Annotated in this window: 8 protein-coding genes; 4 read left to right on the top strand and 4 right to left on the bottom strand. The window is 58.0% G+C overall.

Translation table 11 applies throughout. The annotated features are described in order from the left end of the window. Nucleotides 1–570 precede the first annotated feature (570 nt). Together Poly24_RS09535 and Poly24_RS09530 are read right to left on the bottom strand one after the other, a co-directional pair. Nucleotides 571–3018, bottom strand: a complete 2448-nt coding sequence (locus tag Poly24_RS09535) for a sensor domain-containing diguanylate cyclase/phosphohydrolase (protein WP_145093857.1) — start codon at nucleotides 3016–3018, stop codon at nucleotides 571–573. Beyond that, complete coding sequence (locus tag Poly24_RS09530) at nucleotides 3015–10295, bottom strand: DUF4347 domain-containing protein (protein WP_197452459.1); 7281 nt, start codon at nucleotides 10293–10295, stop codon at nucleotides 3015–3017. The genes Poly24_RS09535 and Poly24_RS09530 overlap by 4 nt, the downstream gene beginning before the upstream one ends. 558 nt (nucleotides 10296–10853) lie before the next feature. On the opposite strand from Poly24_RS09530, the gene Poly24_RS09525 reads away from it, so the two are divergent. The 4 genes from Poly24_RS09525 (at nucleotide 10854) to Poly24_RS09510 (ending at nucleotide 17117) form a co-directional block, all read left to right on the top strand. Next, complete coding sequence (locus tag Poly24_RS09525; RefSeq protein ID WP_197452458.1) at nucleotides 10854–12488, top strand: TolC family protein; 1635 nt, start codon at nucleotides 10854–10856, stop codon at nucleotides 12486–12488. 176 nt (nucleotides 12489–12664) lie between these two features. Beyond that, nucleotides 12665–13570 carry an efflux RND transporter periplasmic adaptor subunit gene (locus tag Poly24_RS09520; protein ID WP_145093848.1) on the top strand — a complete coding sequence of 302 codons (906 nt, stop codon included), beginning with the start codon at nucleotides 12665–12667 and terminating at the stop codon, nucleotides 13568–13570. A gap of 12 nt (nucleotides 13571–13582) precedes the next feature. Further along, nucleotides 13583–15001: an efflux RND transporter periplasmic adaptor subunit gene (locus Poly24_RS09515; RefSeq protein WP_145093845.1), complete on the top strand. Its 1419-nt coding sequence runs from the start codon at nucleotides 13583–13585 to the stop codon at nucleotides 14999–15001. Between the two features lies 1 nt (nucleotide 15002). Beyond that, nucleotides 15003–17117, top strand: coding sequence for a biotin/lipoyl-binding protein (locus Poly24_RS09510; RefSeq protein WP_197452457.1), 2115 nt, complete (start codon nucleotides 15003–15005; stop codon nucleotides 17115–17117). A 35-nt stretch (nucleotides 17118–17152) separates the two neighbouring features. Here the strand turns inward: Poly24_RS09510 and Poly24_RS09505 are convergent, their stop codons facing one another. Both Poly24_RS09505 and Poly24_RS09500 read right to left on the bottom strand, forming a co-directional pair. Next, nucleotides 17153–18214: a calcium/sodium antiporter gene (locus tag Poly24_RS09505; RefSeq protein ID WP_197452456.1), complete on the bottom strand. Its 1062-nt coding sequence runs from the start codon at nucleotides 18212–18214 to the stop codon at nucleotides 17153–17155. Between the two features lie 74 nt (nucleotides 18215–18288). Then, nucleotides 18289–19437: a S1C family serine protease gene (locus tag Poly24_RS09500; protein WP_145093838.1), complete on the bottom strand. Its 1149-nt coding sequence runs from the start codon at nucleotides 19435–19437 to the stop codon at nucleotides 18289–18291. Nucleotides 19438–19609 lie beyond the last annotated feature (172 nt).

The raw sequence follows: 19609 nt of genomic DNA, 5'->3' as shown, positions 1-19609 counted from the left end.
CCCCACAGCCGGTCGTTCCGAATCGGATCGACGGAACAACGCGCCGTTGCATTCGTTGGGACCACTTCCACCGGACTTATCGGCACAATTGGCCTTGCGTATTCGCATATTCCGGTCGCTACGCTCAGGAAAAGTTGAACGATTCCACCGACGCTAGCAACCAACCGGGGTGCGCAACGAGACCGTTCGGCTACCACACAGATAACCGAGCGCGTTGACAAGAGAAACGGCACGCTGAGAAAGCGTGAGCGGTGCCGATTTGTTCAGAAGGGCTTCAGCCCATGCAAACCAAGAGTTCTACTTCTTGCGATGGCGGATTTTCGCGCGCATACGCCGTTTCTTTCGACCTACTTTGCGACGACCCTTACCTGTTTTCTTCGTTCCCAATTCTTGGCTCCAACAAAACGGAATGCGGACATATTTTCTAAACGGACCGTTAATGTAACCGGAAACGCCCCGTAGGCAAAGGGAACTGTTCCCGCCCCCCAACGAAAACCCTTGCGAAGTCGATCCAGTCGCAACTGCCAACCGGCGTGATCGCTGCGATCGGCCCGCCCACGTCCGTCAAAATCAAACCTTGCCAGCCGCCACGGGGGGCGATGGCACGTCGAGCTCCCGGCCATCGAATTGGTTCCTAGCGATATTCGATCGCATCGCACGGCACACTGTCAGCAGTTCGAACGATTGTTCGACCAATTGCTGCAGCTGCTGATCTTCGTTGACAATCTGGATCGCATGGTTGGCTGCTCGGGCCAACGATGCGACGTTAGAATGTTCGGCGGTCAGCCGCAGTCGTTCGGCCAGGGCGACAAACGTTTTTCGATCGCCCGCATCGGCTGCGTCGATCAGACATTCCACCTGCTCGCCAATCGATAGGACCAATTCGTTGGACATCGTTTCCTTCGCCCGGGTCGAAAGCACTGCGCCGCGAGCGGCGATCAATTCGACAAAGATCTCGACCAATTGAGGATCGAACTGAGTTCCCGCGCAGCGCCGAAGTTCGGCGACCGCGTCCTCGATCGCCATTCCCTTACGGTAGGGACGATCGGACGTCATCGCGTCAAACGAATCGACGATCGTTAAGATCCGCGCGCCCACGGGAATCGCTTCACCCACGGGATCGTTAGGATTGCCTCCGCTACCATCAAAGCGAACATGATGAAAGCGAACGATATCGGTCAGACGGGGATGCTTAAACGATTTGTTAATGATTTCGACGCCAATCCGATCGTGCTTCTCCATCTGCAGCCACTCCTCTTTCGTGAGCGGACCGGGCTTCAACAAGATCGCGTCGGGGACACCAATTTTCCCGATGTCGTGCAGCAACGCAGCGATTTCGACAACGTAGACCTCACGCGGTCCAAGCACGCGTTGCGCCAACATGGCAGCGTGGTTGGAAACGCGGATCGAATGCTGGGCCGTCTGGTTGTCGCGGTATGACATCGCCGACAACAGCGCCGAGACAGCTGGGAAAGGAATCGCGGGTGGAGGGGCGGTCTGAGGATGCGTTCGACTGATTTGCGATTCGTCGACGACAAGCTGCTTGGGCACCGTGTCGAATCGGACGACCTGGTTGCGGCCATTGCGTTTGGCGACATAAAGGCATTTGTCCGCCTGATCCAACAGCCCTTGAGGGTCGTCGGCCCCACACTCAACCCCGGACAAGCCAATGCTCGCGGTAATCGAAAATTTGGAGAACTGCAGTTCGCTGACCCGACGCCGGACCTGTTCTCCGATCCTTTCGGCTTCTTGCAACGTGACTCCCGGCAACAACAGACTGAACTCTTCACCACCATAACGACAAACGACATCGTTATCACGGGCGATAGAATTCAATAACGCGCCGGTTTGCCGCAACACTTCATCCCCCGCGCTATGTCCGTAGTTGTCATTGATCGACTTAAAAAAGTCGATGTCGACCATCACCGCGCACAACGGAGCGTCCGTTGTTTTTGCTTGGGTCCAATGTTTGTCGAACAACTCGAAAAACGTGCGACGATTGAGACATCCGGTCAACGGATCGCGCGTGGCAAGATAGCGCAGTTCCTTATTTTGGTTACTGATCTCTTGTTTGGATCGATGCAGGTCTTCCAGGGCGGCCGCCAATTGAGCGCGTTTGCGTTCCAACGGGGTGACATCGGCGAAGGCGGCCATCAAGCCTTGATAGTTCCCCGCGTCGTCGGTCACCCGCGTGACGTTGACGGAAAAGATCGCCGTGACATGTCCTGCAGGATCGAGCAATTTGGTCGTTACGCCCCGTAGTTCGGTTTTCTCGCGAGCCGCTTTCCAGAGCGCCGCGAGTCCCCCTTCACTCTCTTCGGTCGATTCAAAGGGAAGATTGGAAAACTTCGCGCCCAACAACGCGTCGACCGGACGTTGCAAGTGTTTGGCGAACGCGTCGTTTGCCAACACAATTCGATCTTCGTGATCCAACAAAACCACGCCTTCGGCAAAGCTGTCCAACGTTTGGCGAACACGATTGGGGACTACTCGTTTTGGATCCAAGAAACGCAGGATTCGGTTAAAATGAAAGTGGCAAACGATGGCTAACAACGGTGTAACCAAGGCTAACAGCTTTAACAACGAACTGCTGGTGTAGCGATTGATCCCCGCGTACAGCGGCGTGAATTGAATTTCCAATTCGCCCCAGCGACCGTTGTTGGCATCGATCGAAACGACGTAGCAACCATCTTCGCGATTGGTGACCCCGCGCGACCAATGCACTTGGTGCCCACCGGTTTGCGCAACCAGCGTCATGTTGTTGTATCGGAGTCCTGTCGAAACCACATCGTCATGCCGTTGACCGAACAGCTCCATTTGCATTTGCGCTTGTTCGGTCTCCCCCTTGCTGACCAAAAACGTGACGCTGGTCGCCAACGCTTCGCAGAGATCGAGACGGCTTTGTGCTCGCAGTTTGCGTTCGTCGGGAAGCAATTCTGTCAGGCTGGCAACCATGATCGCCGAGACGCACAACAGCACGATGCTCGCTGTCAGCTTAGTTTTTGTACTGAGTTTCATTCTGTCGCCTCTTGGGGCCGCTGGGCGTTTTGGTGGATAATTCCTGCAACCGATAAGTCCTCGTCGTCTTTGCTGACCAGGCCGTCGCGGACGATAAAGATCGGGTCGAAGCGTGCCCAAGCGGGAACCGCAGCGCGGACGAACCCGATCAACGCAGTCGAATTCAACACCCAGACCGCGATCCCTACACTGGCTCCGGCAAACAGACAACTTGCCGTTCCTGAGACGAGATGAAGCGACGCGGGATCTTCGTATTGGTCCGCAAATCGATCCAACGCCCCCTTCAAGAGTGTCACGTCAAAATCAAAGGTCTCATAAATTCCAAACGTCACCGACTCCGTCGTGCCCAAGCGATCCCATCGCGGAGGTGCGATGGTCATCGAAATACGGTTGGCAGGTAGGAGGTTGGGGTGGAATACAGAGCGGGATTCCGAATCGACGTCCTCCCCGTCCAGCAGCGAGATTTGTAATTCGGGAATTCCCGTTCGTCGTCCGAACGAAGGTTCGGCGTGGTCCAATTCGTCGACAATCGGTGGAGCGAGGAGCTTCTTCAAGTCCTCCTGCTCGCTGTCGTCATCATCGTTGCGTTCGACAGGAACTTCGGAAGCGACGGACGTTGTTCCCCCGGTCCCTCCCCCCGAGCCTCCATCCGATGGAAGCACTGACGTGTTGGTCGTGGTCGGCACCCCTTCAATCACGTCAGTCAATTCGATTTCTATCGTTTGAGTCGAGGTGCTGAGATCCGACCCCGTCGCCAGGACACGAACCGTATGCCGGGCGCTTACTTCAAAATCGAGCACCGCGCCGTCGGCAACTCGGATCTCACCGGTCGTCTCGTCGATCGTGAATCGCCCCTCTGCATCGTCGATCAATGAAAAGAGGACGGCGTTATCGGTGGCATCGTTGTCGACTGCGGTCACCTTAATTCCGACCAACGTTCCTGCGACGGCATTCTCCAAGACGCTATCGACGGTCGTATCGAGATCGACAATGGGGCCAACGCCGAATTCATTGGCATCGGCGACCGCGATGACCAAAGTCTGCGTTTGGAACGAACCGTCACTGCTGGTCGCGCGAATGGTGATGCTGCGGTGGACACCATCACTCTCGCGGTCGATCGGTCCGGCAACCCGAACAATTCCCGTGATGCTGTCGATTGCAAAACGGCCGCCGTCGTTATCATCCAATGCGTAGTGGATCGTATCCTGTGCGTCGCCATCGCTGGCGATTGCGGTGAATCCGACCGCGGTACCGATCGCTGCATTCTCAGAAACACCGTCGATCGTTACGTCGCCATCGAAGATTGTCGACGTCGTGTGATCGTTGACAGGAACGACGGCAATCGCAAATCGACCCGCTGCCGGCATCGCTCCGTCGGCTCCATCGTCAGCCAACGTGAACTCAAAGGCATCTGTCGTCGTTTCGCTGTTATCGTGCCTGTAGCGTAAGCGACCCGCGTTGATGTCGGCTTGCGTGAACGTGTCGTTCCGCTGCAAGTCGCCTCTGCCGATCAATGACAAGGTTCCATGGCCGGTCGCATTGGTCAACGTATAAACCAATCCGGAATCGTCGTTGTCGGCATCGCTGCCCGAGAGCATCGCGTTGGTAATCGCGGTGTCCGTTGCCCCTTCGAGCACGGTTGCGCCGGTGTTCACAGCGATCTGGGGTGCGTCGTTGACGGCAGTGAGATCGACGTCGAACGTTCCCAAGTGAATCGTTCCGCCACCGCCGATCCCGACGTTTCCATTGTCGGTGACGTCGATGCGAATTGCGTCGGCGGCAACCCCAAAGTTTTCGGGAGCACCGAGGTACTGGACTTGCCCGGGATCGTCAAGGTAAGCATTCAAGGCGTGGAGCGTTCCGGTAAGCGTCATCGAATCGCCTCCGCTGCCGAACGCGACGACTCCGCCTCCCGATCCGGCCCACAGCGTCCCGGCGGATCGTGTCGATAGGGTTAAGGTGAGATCGTTAGAGCCCGCATCGACGTCGGACAATTCGAGGCCTTGGAGGTCCACATCCACGGCCTGGTTCTCCCAGGCGTTGACGGTTTCCGGTACCGTCCCCAGATTCTTGGGATCGTCATTAACCGCGGTGACTTCGATGTCGAGGGTATGCGATTCGGTGACCGGAGTCTGCGTGGCAGCCCAGGCAAAAATGTTAGCTACGAGAATGTCATTGGTGGTCGCAACAGCGCCGCCACCGGTCATCCCCGCTCGGAAGATCCCTTCGTCACCTGTAAACAGGATCCATCCGTCTCCATGCTGTCGGACCACGATCGTGGGTTCGCCCGTGACCGAATCGATCGCTAAAACTTGGTCGCCGACTTCGAGATCAGAACTGGAAAAGTAGCCGATCGCACCGGTTGCCTGAATAGGGCTGCCGACGCTTCCCACTTTGCCAAACGGGCCATCGATGATCGGATGCGAGGCGTCGGCGACATTCCATGTGCTGCTGCCCCAGCCGACAACGGCGAGTCCGAAATGGAACGAGACGCGATCGTAAGCCATCGAGTCGCTGTTGACGATAAAGATTCCGCCGGCCTGGACCCAGGTATCCACGGCCGCCATCTCCTCGGGAGTCCAGTTGGCATCGGGAACGTAGCCATTGAACAAGACATCTCCTTGAGCCAAGTAGTCGGCGTCGATCATCGCCGATGCGGGAACGACCGTGACCGCGCTGGGAACGGTTCCTGCAGAACCAAAGTTCGCGGCGTTCGCAAGGAGTTCGTCGGTTGGAAGCAGGTAGCCACCATCAAGCGTGAAGCCATTGGGCTCTCCGGCGAGCACCTGCAACGAGGCTGGAGGAGAGATCACGTTGAAGTCAAACGAAGCGTATAGCGTCCCATTACCATCGGCGGCGGGCATGAACTCCAACAGTCCGGCGGCAAGTTCCGCTTGGGTGATCCGCTGTCCCACGATCGCAGGAACGCCCGCAAGTGTCAGCGACCCCGCGGCGGGCAAACGCGTTATTTCAATCGTCGCTTGGGCATGATGGGCGAGATGGGTGTGGTCGAAATCGCTGATGCTAAATCGATGCGTTCCATCTTCCGAAACAGTCACTCCCGTCTCATCAAATGCAACCAGAGTCACCGTGACCGTGCTGGTCGCACTAACTTGGACGCCTCCGTCGGCAACTCCATCGCCATCGTCAAACGCAAACGCGACGGTCCGTTCCCCCAAGAGAGTCGAACTCGATCGGAAGCGGAACGATTGCAATATCGCTTCGACATCGCGACCGCTGGCGTTCCCGTTAAATGTTAACGTCTGACCGCTCGTTGAAGTGCTCGACAATGTGGCCACCGCGATTCCGTCAACCTCGACCACCGAACCGTTGGTGATCCCCGCCGAAAGTGAGACCGTCCCACCGGTATCGATGTCGAGAAGGTCGGCCGCGTCGAATCCCGTTCCCTGGACCAATAACGTGGCGCCGCTGTAATCCGTCGGCGCGTCGGCATCGACAAGGCGGACGGTTCCGAATCGATCGAACTGCGTGGCGCTGCCGTCGTTGCTGGCCACGACGGTGACACCTTCCAAGCCGATGATCTCGGGCCGGTCGTTAACATCTCGAACTTCGATGGTAAAGACTTCGGTTTGATACGACCCGTCCGCTGATGTCGCGCGCACGACGACGTCGTGCGACGTGGCCGCTTCGAAATTCAAGAGGCTGCCGTCGGCAACACGGACCACGCCAGTGACCGCATCGATCGCAAACCGTCCTCCGGCGTTGTCATTTAATGAATACGTGATCGCGGACCGGGTCGCGTCTGCATCGATCGCGCTAGCGGTCACGCCGACCCACGTTCCGTTCGCTGCGTTTTCATAGATCGCGTTCGTGGCCAGGTCGCTGTCGGTGATTGGACCGACAGAAAATTCGTCAACATCGTTGATTGCGATGCTGTACGTTTCCGTCGTGAACGATCCGTCGCTGGATGTGGTACGGACGATGATGGTTTGCAATGGATCATCGACCTCGCGGTCGATGGCGGCCGCTACGCGTACGATACCGCTGACCGCATCGATGCTGAAGCGTCCCGCCGCATCGTCATCCAAACGGTACGTAACCTGGTCCCCGATGTCGGCATCGGTCGCCCGCGCAGTGATCCCGACCTGCGTTCCCACATTCGCCCCTTCGTCGACCATCGCAGCGGTTGCGTCGATGTCGGCAATCGCGGAGATCGGGTGGGCGTCCAATGGAGTGATTGTCCAATCAAAGTTGGCTGCGATGCTGCTGCCAACGCCATCGTCGACAGTAAACGCCAAGCGATCGGCAATCGTTTCGCTGCCGTCGTGGTCATATAGAATCAACCCCGCATCGATATCCGCTTGCGTGAAGGTTTCGCCAACGGACAGGACCAACCCGCCGCGCGTCAGCACGCCATGACTCACGTTGGTCTCGATCGTATAAACCAAGTCCGCGGGTGCGTGATCGAGATCGGTTGTTTTCAGTAGTGCGGCCCCCAGCACATTTCCCGTCGAACCTTCGACAATCGTGTCGCCGGCGTTGGTGATCAATGTTTGTTCATCGTTGATCGCCGAAACCACGAGCCGACGCGTGCCGACGTTGGAGTCCACTTCGCCATCGTTCACGTGGAAGGTGATCGTTCGCGCAGACGCGGTGGGATCGTCATGGGTGTTTTCATAGCGGATGCTACGCAGCGCCGTCTCGTAATTGGCGAGCGTCTCGGATCCGGTCAACGTGAGTGTCCCGGTCGCCGCATCCCAATCGCCGCGGATCGCACCGCTGTCGACAAAGACCAGCCGGTCCTGATCGCTGGCGTACCCGATGCTGAAATGAATCACTGCCGATTCGATCGTGGTGTTATCTGCATCGGTGATCGCGAGCGTGTTGCTGAGCTGCGTGGCAGGATCGTTTTCGCGGAAGGTGATGTTCGCCGATTCGACCGACGTCACCATGGGAGCATCGTTGACGGGCGTCAAGGTGATCGTCGAGGCGATCTCGAAGACACCATCGTCATCGCCGCCATCGGCGTTACCGCCATCGTCCTGAATGTATTCAAGCGATACGATCCGCGATCCGCCACGTGGATCTTCGCTGCGATTTTGATAGAGCAACCCGTCGAGTAATTGCTCCGCGTCGCCAACGTCAAAACCTCCCGTTTTCTTCACCACAACGTGGGCTATCGCTCCCGCGACACTGACCTGAAGGTCGTAGCCACCGATGAGTGTGGTCGTCGCGTAGCCATCGGTCAGGGTGATGCTTTGGCCATCGAGATAGATGATTTCGTCAGCGCCATTTTGCACCCCTTCGACACTCAATGTTAAAGTCTTCACCGCGTTGCCCGCTTCGATCAAATCGATAACGGTCGCGGCAAAAACACCGACCGGCGGTCCGTTTTCCACATACGTGGGATTCACGGGCGTCGCGCTCGCCATCGGCGCTTCGTTGAGATCGTTCACACCTATCGTTAGCAATTCGTCGTAGAAGAGTCCCTCCGAGTCGGTCACACGCACTTCCACGCGATAGGTCGACTGGGATTCAAAATCCAAGCGTCCCGCCGTTAAGATCAATTGGTCGCCACCGGCGATCGAGAACTTCGCTTGATCGAGCCCACCGATGATTGAATAGGTTGCAGTGTCGCCCGCGTTCAGATCGCTTGCTGTCATGGTTGCGACGGCGTAGCCACCGCTTGTATCGATGTTCTCGTTGACCGTTGCTCCGTTGGGAGCGATATCGGTGGGTGCAAAACTAGGACGATAAAACGCAATCGCGTCGACACTCTCGGCGGCGGAGTCCAGGTTCATGTCGCTGCCATCAAAGAACATCGCCGCCGTCGCCACGCCATTATTGGCGCCAGAGACCATCGTCGTCTTGGTCACGTCTAGAACAAAGATATCGTTGCGCGTTGTCGCCAAACCATTCTGCCCCACCGCGCCATCACCATCGGTCGTTAACAGAATCTGGCCAGCGGTGAGATCAAAGCCACCGACTTGCGTATCGGATTCGATCAGTTCGATTCCGAACAAAGAACTTCCAATCGCAATGTTCGTATCGGTGACGTCCAATAGAACGGCTTCGGTTCCAACGGTATGGGCCCCTTCCCCGACATCCTCGGTTTGGAACAGCTTGATCTGTTTTTTGGAAAGCGAAGAGACAAACAGAAAATCACCGGCGTTCACGGTGTAGTCGCCAATCCGTGTATCGCGTTCGATCAAAGTGAGTGCTTGCAGCGGACCGCTGGGTAGATTGTCCAATACGATCGTAAAGGTGCCGGTGCTGTAGTCGCCAGCCGTTGTCGGTGAGAACAGGACGACATCACTCTCGTTGACATGCACCGAATTCAGGCTCGTCAGCGTCACAGACGTCTCGCTGGAAAACAGCAGGTCTCCCGCTTTCAGATCGATCCCGGCAAACGTCGATCCTCCCAATGTCTGGCTGTGGTTGACGACATGCAGCGCATCCAACGTCGCCTTTAGATCGCTGAAAGCATTCAGATTCAATTGAATATTGACCGATCCCGATGTCGACGGACCGAATTGGACCCCCGGATCGACGATCTCCATCACGTTGCTTTCGTCAAGGAACAAATGGCCGTCAAAGCCCGAGATGTTGTCGTCGTCTTTTGTCGAAAGCCAGATCGACGCACTCCCCGGCGTGCCCATTTCCAAGCTGTGTTGCCACTGAGCCTGCGCTGCCGCCGAAACCACGACCTTCGCTTCGATCCCTCCGACATGGTATTCCAAGTCCCAGTCGCCCCCGCGTTGGCTGCCACCGGTGACATCTTCGCTGGCCGCTACATCGCAATCGCACAGCGCGGCGATCGATGCCAGTAGATCTTGGCCGGCGACGCTGCTTGCCAAGTCGCAACCATAGATCAACACGTCGGCATCGACATCCAATGCACTCGCCCAGCCGGCGATCTGGCCGGCGTAGGCCTGGAGCGCCTGGGCATCCAGTCGCGTTTCCCCCAGTTGAACCCCAGATCCGTCGCCGTGACTGAGTATATGGATCGCGTCGATTCCCGAGCGGCGGTTGAGTGCGGCGGTGATTTGATCGATCCCGTCTTCGCCACCATCCAACATCACGACTTCCAGTTCGCGATCGGCATCGTCGCCCGCCAGCAGATCGGACAACAACGTATCGATATCGTCGACGGCCGCGTCGATAAAGACGATCTCTTTGCGGACCGCGGGGTCGACCGACACGTCGGCCAATGTGGAAACGTCAAACGTTACAACGTCGTTAGACGCATCCAAGGGATCGGCGTTTTCGATAACAAACGCGGCACCGTCTGCGTCGACAGGTTCCATAGAATCCATCGCAGAATCGCCTTGGGGGGCGGAAGCTTCCACCATCGGCACGGCGCTATATAGGATGCGATCTTCCAATCGCATCACATCGATCACTGGGTTCGGCGTCGGATCCGTCGCTACCCGCGACTGCGTGCGAAGACGGCCATCCAGGCGGCCAAGAAGTTTTCTAAACAAGTCATATGCCCCGGTTAACTTAGCGTGCTTGCGCTGCCATCGCGCACGCGTCGCCGTGAAAACTTAGCCCGCAGTATCGCGTGACGTAGACCCGCGCTAGCGATCGCTACACGTTTTCTTTGGGATCTTGAAGTCCCGCCATGCAGGGGTTGCGTCTGTCGCGAATGATCGAGGAATTGCGATTGTTTTGAATGTCACATTTGCCTCAGCTGGGGAGGGTGAGCCGACGATATAGACAAAACCTGATCGTCTTTGATTCAAGAATTGCCGCCCGTCATGACACCTGTTCACCATGCGAAACTACATGTTGTTGTAGTGACACTCACGATCATCGTGAGTGTCTCTAGGTGTGCTAGCGCGCAGGTAAGCGCTCCCGCGACACGATTGTTGTTGCCCCGCTTGAACGCGACTTCCGTGGCTACGGCGCGGCAACCGATCACGGCGCGGACCTCGCAGATGTTAGCCGCCTGGGCATCGGACGCTGTCGAGGTTTCGGGAAGCCTTGAGCCGTCAACGCTCCCGGCCGACGTGGGACCGATCGAATGGTGGATCCCGGGAACCGCCCGGCCGCTGCGGAGCGCTCCGGCCGCACTGCCGATCGATCTGATGACGTTGTTCGAATGGACGGTTCAACATTCAGCCCGTGTCCAAGCGGTGGCGCAAGCGCCGTGGATCAGCGGCACGCAGATCGAACAAGCTCGCGGCGTATTCGACCCGCGAATCTATAGCGACAGCGACTACAACAGTTCCAGCGATCCGGTCGAAAACATCCTGACCACCGGTGGCCCGCCGCGATTGGAAGATCAATTGCTGGGAACGGAAGTTGGCGTCCGTGGTCAAACCTCGTCCGGCGGCAGCTATGGGATCGGCCAAGGCCTGGGACATAAGAACAGTAATTCCACGTTCTTCTTGCCCAACAACCAAGGCTCCGCTGGCTTGTTTGCCAATTGGAGCCAACCGTTGTTGCAGGGTCGCAGCATCGACGCCAATCGAAGTTTGATCCTGACAGCCCAATTCGACACCGCGGCGGCGCAGGCCAAATATACCGACGCGATCTTGACCCAATTGTTTGACGTCGCCAACGGCTATTGGTCCTTATATGTCGAACGTGCCAACCTATTGCTGCGGCAACGGCATCTGGAACGCGCCCAACGGATCGCGGTCCAGTTGGAACACCGACAATCGCTCGATGCGGTCCGCAGCCAGGTGTTGCGAGCCCAGGCGGCGGTGGCCAACCGTCGCGCAGAATTGTCGCTGGCCGAAGCCAACATTAAGAACGAGGAATCGCGGTTGCGAGCCCTGGTCAACGCGCCTGCTTTTAGCGACCAAGGGCACGCGGAACTGCTTCCCGTCCAGCCCGCGGTGATCTCTCCGATCGATTTTGATATCGAAAGCGAAGTGGCGCTGGCGATCAACCGGCGTCCGGAGATCCTCGAATTGCATGAGTTGGTCAATGCAACGCAGGTCCGTTTGAATTTGGCGCAAGATCAAACCCGCCCACAATTGAATCTCGTCCTGCAAGGACAGCTGGCCGGGCGACAGGGCGCGTCGGACATTGTCGGTGCCTGGTCGAATCAATTTACCGAGGGACGCCCGGGCGTGGGAGGCGGCCTGCAGTATCAGTTGCCCTATCGCAATCGGACCGCCCACGGCCAAGTTCGCCAACGGCAATATGAGCTAACCCAATTGACGATGTTGATCCGCGAAAAGTCGGCCAACATTCGCGCCGAGGTGGAGATCGCCGTCCGAAATCTCCGCGCATCGCACGCCGCCGCGATCAGCCGTCGCGAATCGTTGGCCGCCGTGCACGCCGAACTCGCCTACCTCGAAGACCGCTGGCAATTACTGGGGAATGATCCGCGATTGGGGCAACTGCAGCTGGACGATCTGCTCAATGGGCAAGACCGTTTACTGCGCGAAGAACAAGCACTTTTGCAATCGATCACCCAGTACAACCGCAGCTTGATCGAAGTCCAACGCGCCACCGGCGCGCTCGTCTACTTCTCGGACGCCGTTGCAAACTAGAGGTCTCGGGACGTTCGCTACATTCGGCAAGGTTTTCACGCCACGCCGGAATGCTTTCGCCCGTTTTGTTTGAACCGATCAAATTCTTGCGGATTTGGACTGTACGTTTCCCTGGCGAACAAAGCCCTTCGGTTTTGCGCTGTTAACGTTCCAACATTCCTATCCCAGATCGCGCGATGACCCACCGATCTCTCCAATTCCTGCTCGCTGTCGTGACGTTGGCGAGTCTTCCTTGCCAAGCTTGCGTTGCGCAGGCCGGTTCTCCCGCCGCTGTCAGCGATTACGAATACAATCCGATCGAAGGCTTTAGCCAGCCGTTCCGCACGGCGCGAGTGGCGACTTCGGTTTCGGGAATCGTCGAAGCGCTAGCGGTCGCCGAAGGGAGTGAGGTCCGCGAGAACGATTGCCTTGTCGAACTCGACTCCAGCGTCCATGAGGAACTGCTGGCAATTAGCCGGACGGCGATGCAAGCCCGCGGTGAATTGGCGACCGCTCAAGCCGAACTGACAGCCCGCCGTTCACGGCTCGAACGCATTGAATCACTGGCGGCGCGTCAGCACGCCACGCCGGTCGAATTGTTGCAGGCTCGTGAACAGGTGGCCTTGGCCGAAGCCAATGTCTTGTCGACTCAAGAGAAGCAACTGCAACGGACCGCCGAGTTTAAAAAGCTGACCGCCGAAGCGAATCAGTTCTGCATCACCGCTCCCTTTGATGGCGTGATCGTGCGTTTCCTCAAAGAAGAGGGAGAATACGTGGGTGCTGTCGATCCGGAGGTCTGTGTGCTGGCTCAGTTGAACGTGTTGTCGGTCAACTTTTTGGTTCCCCGCGATCGCCGCGACGAATTTGAACTGGGAGGCCAGGCGACGATCCTGTTTCTCGATTCGAAACGTCGAGCCAGCGGAGCGATCTGCTTTGTCTCGCCGTTTCCCGATGGCGAAACCAATATGTTCAACGTCAAGGTCCGTGTCGACAATGTCGATCGAACGCTGAACGCTGGCTCGCGATGCCATCTGTTAAGTCTCGATGGGAATCCCAACGATCTCGGCGCCCCGCAGCCGCAACTGACCATGCAATTGAAATAGGTGGGGCCAATCGTGCTACTCGATTCCCCTCTCGCCGGCTCGGTCGTGACACCGTCGCTACCAGCATTTGTAAGTGCCGCGGCACCGATCGATTCCGCGGTGCCCGAGTCGACGCCAACGCAGGGCTGCAGCGGATCCGCATCGGTGCGATCGATGACCGCGCTGATCCAGCGATTGTTTTCCCGCTACGACGCGATCAGCCTGACGCATTGGACGCGGACCTCGACAGGTCAATTGACAGGCAATTCGTTGCACGGTGCCAGCAGCGCCGAGGTCCGCAAGAAAGCTGCCTCGGTGGCGCTTCAGTCGCTTGCCACGGCGGAAACACAATCCCAGATCCTCACCGCTGGCGGCCAACAGTTTTTAGTTGCCGCCTCGCTCCCATCGATACCTGGCGAAGCGATCTCCGTCCTCTTTCGTTGTGAGAACTGCGGTAACGCGGCCCAGTGGTTTGAGTCCCGCACGCGTGAAGTAGAGCTGGCCGCAGCGCATTTGGCGATCATCACGCGGTTGGAAACGGCAGCCGTCGATCGAGGCGACGTCACCGCAGCGGATCCGAGCGAACATCGCGATGTCCCATCGCCGCCGACCCTACCGCTGCGAACGCGTTTGCTTCGCGCCGTGGCTGACAAAAAACAAGACGCGCGGTGGATCGTCGGTATCTGTGCCGCAACACTCCTGATCGGAGCGATCCCCTGGCAACACTCGATTCGTTGCAACGTGATTTGCGAACCGGCAGAGCGCCGATTTGTGGTCGCGCCGTTCGATGGAAGGCTGCTGAAGTCGCTTGTGGGACCGGGAGATCAGGTCGCACCACAACAAGTCCTGGCGACGCTCGACGGTGGCGAACTGCGGACACAGATCGCCAGCCTGCAAGCCAAGCTTGATCAAGCGGTCCAACGCCGTTCCGCCGCACTTTCCAGCGGCGACGGTTCCAAATCGCAACTGGAACGGTTGGAAGTGCAACATCTGCGCAGCGAAATTGCTCTGTTGACATCGCGACAAAACCATCTTGAGATTCGATCACCGATTGCCGGCATTGTGATCAGTGGTGATCTGAAGCGAGCCGAAGGGATTCCGTTGCAGGTCGGTGAAAACCTGTACGAGATCGCTCCCTTAAATCGCTTGGTTGCCGAAATCGCGATCCCCGAATCGGATGTCTCCAACGTGCAAATCGGCATGCCGACGACGATTCGGTTGGATGCTGTCGCCGGGACGTCGCATCAAACCAGCCTGACACAGATCCATCCTCGTGCGGAGATCCGCGACAACGAAAGCGTCTTCGTCGCCGAAGCTGCGATCGACAATCACGATCTCGCGCTGCGACCGGGCATGCATGGCACGGCCAGCATCGCTGCGGGGCAACGATCGATCGCGTGGCTTCTGTTTCATCGTCCCTACGACGCCTTGCGCGGTTGGATCGGATGGTGAAATGACTGCAGTGAACGCACCAGAACGGACGATCGAACTGCCACCGAAGCTCTGTTTACGCGACGATCTCTTGTTGCATCCGCGCGGCGACGCCCCGTCGCGATGCGTCCTCGAAGACCCTCGCAACCAGAGTTTCTTTCGACTTGGTCCGCAAGAACAAACCTTCGTCCGCTGGCTGGCCGACGGTGCTTCTCCGGAAGAGGCTTGGCGAGCGATGCAACCCAATGCAGCGGATGGCCGCGCGGCAAACTGGCCGCGTGAATCGGCGGCAGCGCTTTGCCAATGGCTGACGAAAAACGGATTAACCGCGGAGGCCGCCCGATCGCCTGTTCCCTCGTCGCCCGACAAAGCGTTGCCGGCGCGATGGTTATCGATGTTGGGGCACTGCTATTTCTGGAAGATCTCGCTGTGCGATCCCGATCGTCTCCTGACAGCTTGGGTCCCCCGGGCGCGTTGGCTGTTCGCGTGGCAAACATTGTTGATTGGCGTCGCGGTCCTGATGGTCTCGACAGCGATGATGGTTGGTCAATGGAGCGACTTTTTTGCATGTTATGAAAACTTGCTGACGCCGTGGCGAGGGCTCTGGCTGGCGATTGCTTGGATCGGCTTGAAAGCGGTCCACGAAACGGCGCATGCAGGAACCTGCAAACGTTACGGCGGATCGGTTCGTGATGCGGGGTTGGCGTGGATCCTGTTGATGCCGATCGCTTATGTCGACGTCTCCTCTGCTTGGCGTTTCAAATCGCGTTGGCAGCGGTTGCACGTAACCCTCGCTGGCGTCGGCATCGAACTGTTCGTCGCCGGTCTGTCGCTATTGGTGTGGAACTTCACGGACCATTTGCCGCTGCAGCAAGCAGCAGCTGATGTCTTCCTGTTGGCTTCGGTCAGTTCGCTACTGTTTAACCTGAACCCGCTGTTGAAGTTTGATGGCTACTTTGCCTTGGCGGACATCACTGGTGTCGACAACCTATCCAGCTACGGTCAATCGTACGCCCGGTATTGGGGCGCTCGGTACGTGTTGGGACTCGACCGAACAATGCCGCCGATGCCCACGGGGGATCCCCGTTGGGTCAAAGGTTATGGCCTTGCCGCTGCGATCTACCGCGTCTTCACCGTTGCGGGGATGTTACTGACCGCGGCTGCAATTTTTCATGGCGCAGGGATTTTGATCGCAGCTGCCGGCGCGGTCTCTTTTGCCCTAATCCCGTTGTGGCGGCTGGCACACGACTTGATCGAACTGTATCGTCGCGGCGAATTGTTTGCCGCACGGCTTGCGTTTCGGTTGGTCGGTCTGGCAGCGCTCGCCACGCTGTTGCTGTTTCTTGTTCCCACCGAACTGCGTGGGACAACACCCGCCATCGTGCAGTATGATCCGCCGGCAGTCGTCCGCGCGCCGTTGGCCGGATTTGTCGACCGGGTGCATGTCCAGGATGGCGACGCCGTCGTGGCCGGGCAACCGATCCTCACACTTCGCAACGATGAACTGCGACACCAGTTGGCCGCGCTGATCAAAGAGCGTTCGCAGGTCGAACAGGAGGTGCGTGGGGCGCGATGGAACAGCGATCTTTCTTCGCTGGGGGATGCGCAATCGCGGCTGATTGGATTGCAGCAGCAGACGCAGCAGAAACAACAGGAGGTCGACAGCTTGGTCGTTCGCGCCCCCGGGGATGGCCGCATCGTTGCGCGACGTTTGCGGACACTGTTGGGCTGTTACGTTCAGGCGGGGGACGAGATTGGGGCCGTGGGATTCGAGGAACGCAAGCGGCTGAAGATTTCGCTGAGCCAACGCGAGGCAGGACTCAGCGAAGATTGGAGCCGGGCCGCGGTGACGGTGATCGTTTCTCGACAGCCCAGCTGGAACGCGTTTGTCTCGCACGCCGAATCGCGAGCCTCCGACACGGTTCCCGACGACGCGTTACTCGCAAGCAACGGCGGCAGATTATCAGTGATCCAAGACGACGATCGGATTCGATTGTGTGAGCCGCGTTTGAACGCGTATGTCTCGCTGACCGAGGAGCAAAGCCTTCGGTTGCGTTGTGGTCAACGCGCTTCGGTGCGACTCGGCTGTCAACGGTTGACGTTAGGCCGCGCGATCTGGGACTACTTCAGCGGTTGAAGCACGGAAATAACAGCCGCCGACCGGCGCGAGGCTTACCGCATCACAAAGCTAAAGCCAAGGTAGGCGAAATAGAACCCGACCAACAGAAATCCTGCCCAGCGTGGCAATTGATCTCCTTTGGCGAACATGATCGCGATCCGAAACGTGATCAGCACCGCAAGCATCGCTGGAAATTGGACACGGAAAAATTCGGGGGCAGCCGTCAACCCCACCGGCGTAACCGCCGCGGCAGCTCCCGCGACAAACAGCACGTTCAAGATGTCGGCACCGATCACGTTGCCGATCGCCAGTTCACCACGTCCTTTTAAGCTGGCGGTGATCGCGATCGTCAATTCCGGCAGCGAAGTGCCGAAGGCGACCAACGTCGCTGCGATCACTCCTTCGGGAACATTCAACCTCGCCGCCGTTTCAATTGCCGCAGAGATCAAGATCTCCGACGAAACGACGACAAAAAAGGTAGCCACGAGCAGCATGAAGACCATCGCGACGGTCGACTTTGATTCCTCGGCATCCTCCGCGTCCTCAGCCGGTTCGTCGCTGATCCCTTTCGATTTGGCGACTCGAATCGACCACATCACATAGACGCCCAAGAGGGCCAGGAACAGAAAGCCGCCCCACTGTGGCAACAGCCCACCCTGGGTCATCATCGTATCCAGCCGAGTCCACGGGACACACATCGCGATCAACAGTAGCCCGGCACCAAATTGAACCATCCCCTGGCGATTGACCAACCAACGGTCCAACGGAATCGGCGCGATCAGGCATGCGATTCCGAGGATCAACCCGGTATCGCAGATGATCGATCCGACGGCATTTCCCAACGCCAAACCGGGCGTGCCGCCAACCGCCGCCATCACGCTGACAACCGCTTCGGGAGTCGTCGTGCCGAGACTGACAATCGTGGCTCCCACGATCACGCGTGGCATGCCCAGCTTCAGCGACAGTTCGGTCGCTTCGTCGACCAACACGTCGGCCGATTTCCCCAGCATCAAGACCCCCACGACCAACCCCAACGCGATCAGAATCCAGGGAGCGCCGTGCAACCACGTGACGAGATCAAACGCAAAAAAATGTTCAAAGAAGGCTTCGAGCACGATAGGGATCGCTAGGGTTTGAGTGTGGCTTGGGGGAGAGACAGCGAGGCAGGTTTCGAGACCGACCGAAGATTCTACAACGCGGCTTCGAGGGTGACGGTCAGTTCCAACCGCTCGCCTTTGCGAAACACCGTCAACTTTTGCGTCGATCCAATCGGTTCCCGCTCGATCGCTTCTTGTAAGTCGCGTGGCTTAACGATTGCTTGGCCGTTAAATTCCAGGATCACATCATACGGTTCAACGCCCGCTTTGGCTGCGGCATGGTTCTTGGTCACCGCGACGACCAAAATCCCCGTTTTCATCGGCAGTTCCAACTGGCGGGCGATCCGAGGATTCAGCATCGCCAAAGACAATCCGATCGAAGCCCGGCGGACTTCGCCATACTCCGCCAATTCGCGTGCGATCCAATTAGCTTGGTTGATCGGCACTGCAAATCCGATTCCTTGATAGCCCCCGCTGCGGGTAGCAATTGCCGTACTGATCCCGACCACTTGGCCATCGAGGTTAATCAGTGGGCCGCCTGAATTGCCGGGATTGATTGCCGCATCGGTCTGCAGCAGTCGCCCGCGCCGAATCGCGTCCAGCCGTCGGCCAATCGCGCTGATGATCCCCGCGCTGACGGTCGCGTCCAAGCGGAAAGGGCTACCGATCGCCAACACCCATTCCCCGATTTGCAAGTCTTTGGAATTCCCCAGTTGCGCTGGAACAAGAGTTTCGTCGGTTTCGATTTGAATGATAGCGATGTCGCTGGCGGGATCCCCCAGCACCTTCGTGGCGGTCACTTCGAGGCCGTCATGCAGACGAACGATCACGCGTCGCGCATCGCGAATGACATGATTGTTGCTGATGATTAAACCTTCGGCCGTTAGGATCACTCCCGATCCCAAGCCGGTCGCCGGTAACATCTCTTTCGTGTGCGGAATTTCGTCGAGTTCAGAAAAGCCTTCGTCCTCCTCAGGCGATTCGATATTAAATTCGTCCTCCTCGGACGATTCGATCGGCAACCCCTGTTCGTCGACGTTCTGTCCATAAGAAATCACCGTGACGACCGACGCAGTTGCCAGTTTTGCCGCACTTTGGAACGCTCGCGACAACGCCCGAGGGCCCGTGTCGACCTGGGCGTGCGTGCTAGCAAACGGAAAGCAAATGATAGCTGCTGCCAGAGAAGGACGCAGCCAATTCAGAATGCCAATCGGTTCGGAAATTTTGGGCGTGAGCATCATACGTTTGTCCAGCTGTCACCAGGGAATCGATCGTTGACGGTAGCCGCCTATCTTAAACCGGTGGGGGCGAATCTGCATGGGGGCACGATGGCATTCAGGGGGCGCCCCTCGCAAAGACGACGGCGCCAACGCGCGGGCTACAAAAGCACGGCTGACAATCATTTTGGGGGCT

The organism is Rosistilla carotiformis (assembly GCF_007753095.1).
GTDB lineage: Bacteria > Planctomycetota > Planctomycetia > Pirellulales > Pirellulaceae > Rosistilla > Rosistilla carotiformis.
Note: the sequence above shows the minus strand (reverse complement) of the source record. Positions and strands in the feature narration are given on the sequence as shown.

Coding starts and splice junctions, on each gene's coding strand:
- Poly24_RS09535 (WP_145093857.1), bottom strand. CDS start 3,018: ATGAAACTCAGTACAAAAACTAAGCTGACAGCGAGCATCGTGCTGTTG.
- Poly24_RS09530 (WP_197452459.1), bottom strand. CDS start 10,295: ATGGATTCTATGGAACCTGTCGACGCAGACGGTGCCGCGTTTGTTATC.
- Poly24_RS09520 (WP_145093848.1), top strand. CDS start 12,665: ATGACCCACCGATCTCTCCAATTCCTGCTCGCTGTCGTGACGTTGGCG.
- Poly24_RS09510 (WP_197452457.1), top strand. CDS start 15,003: ATGACTGCAGTGAACGCACCAGAACGGACGATCGAACTGCCACCGAAG.
- Poly24_RS09500 (WP_145093838.1), bottom strand. CDS start 19,437: ATGATGCTCACGCCCAAAATTTCCGAACCGATTGGCATTCTGAATTGG.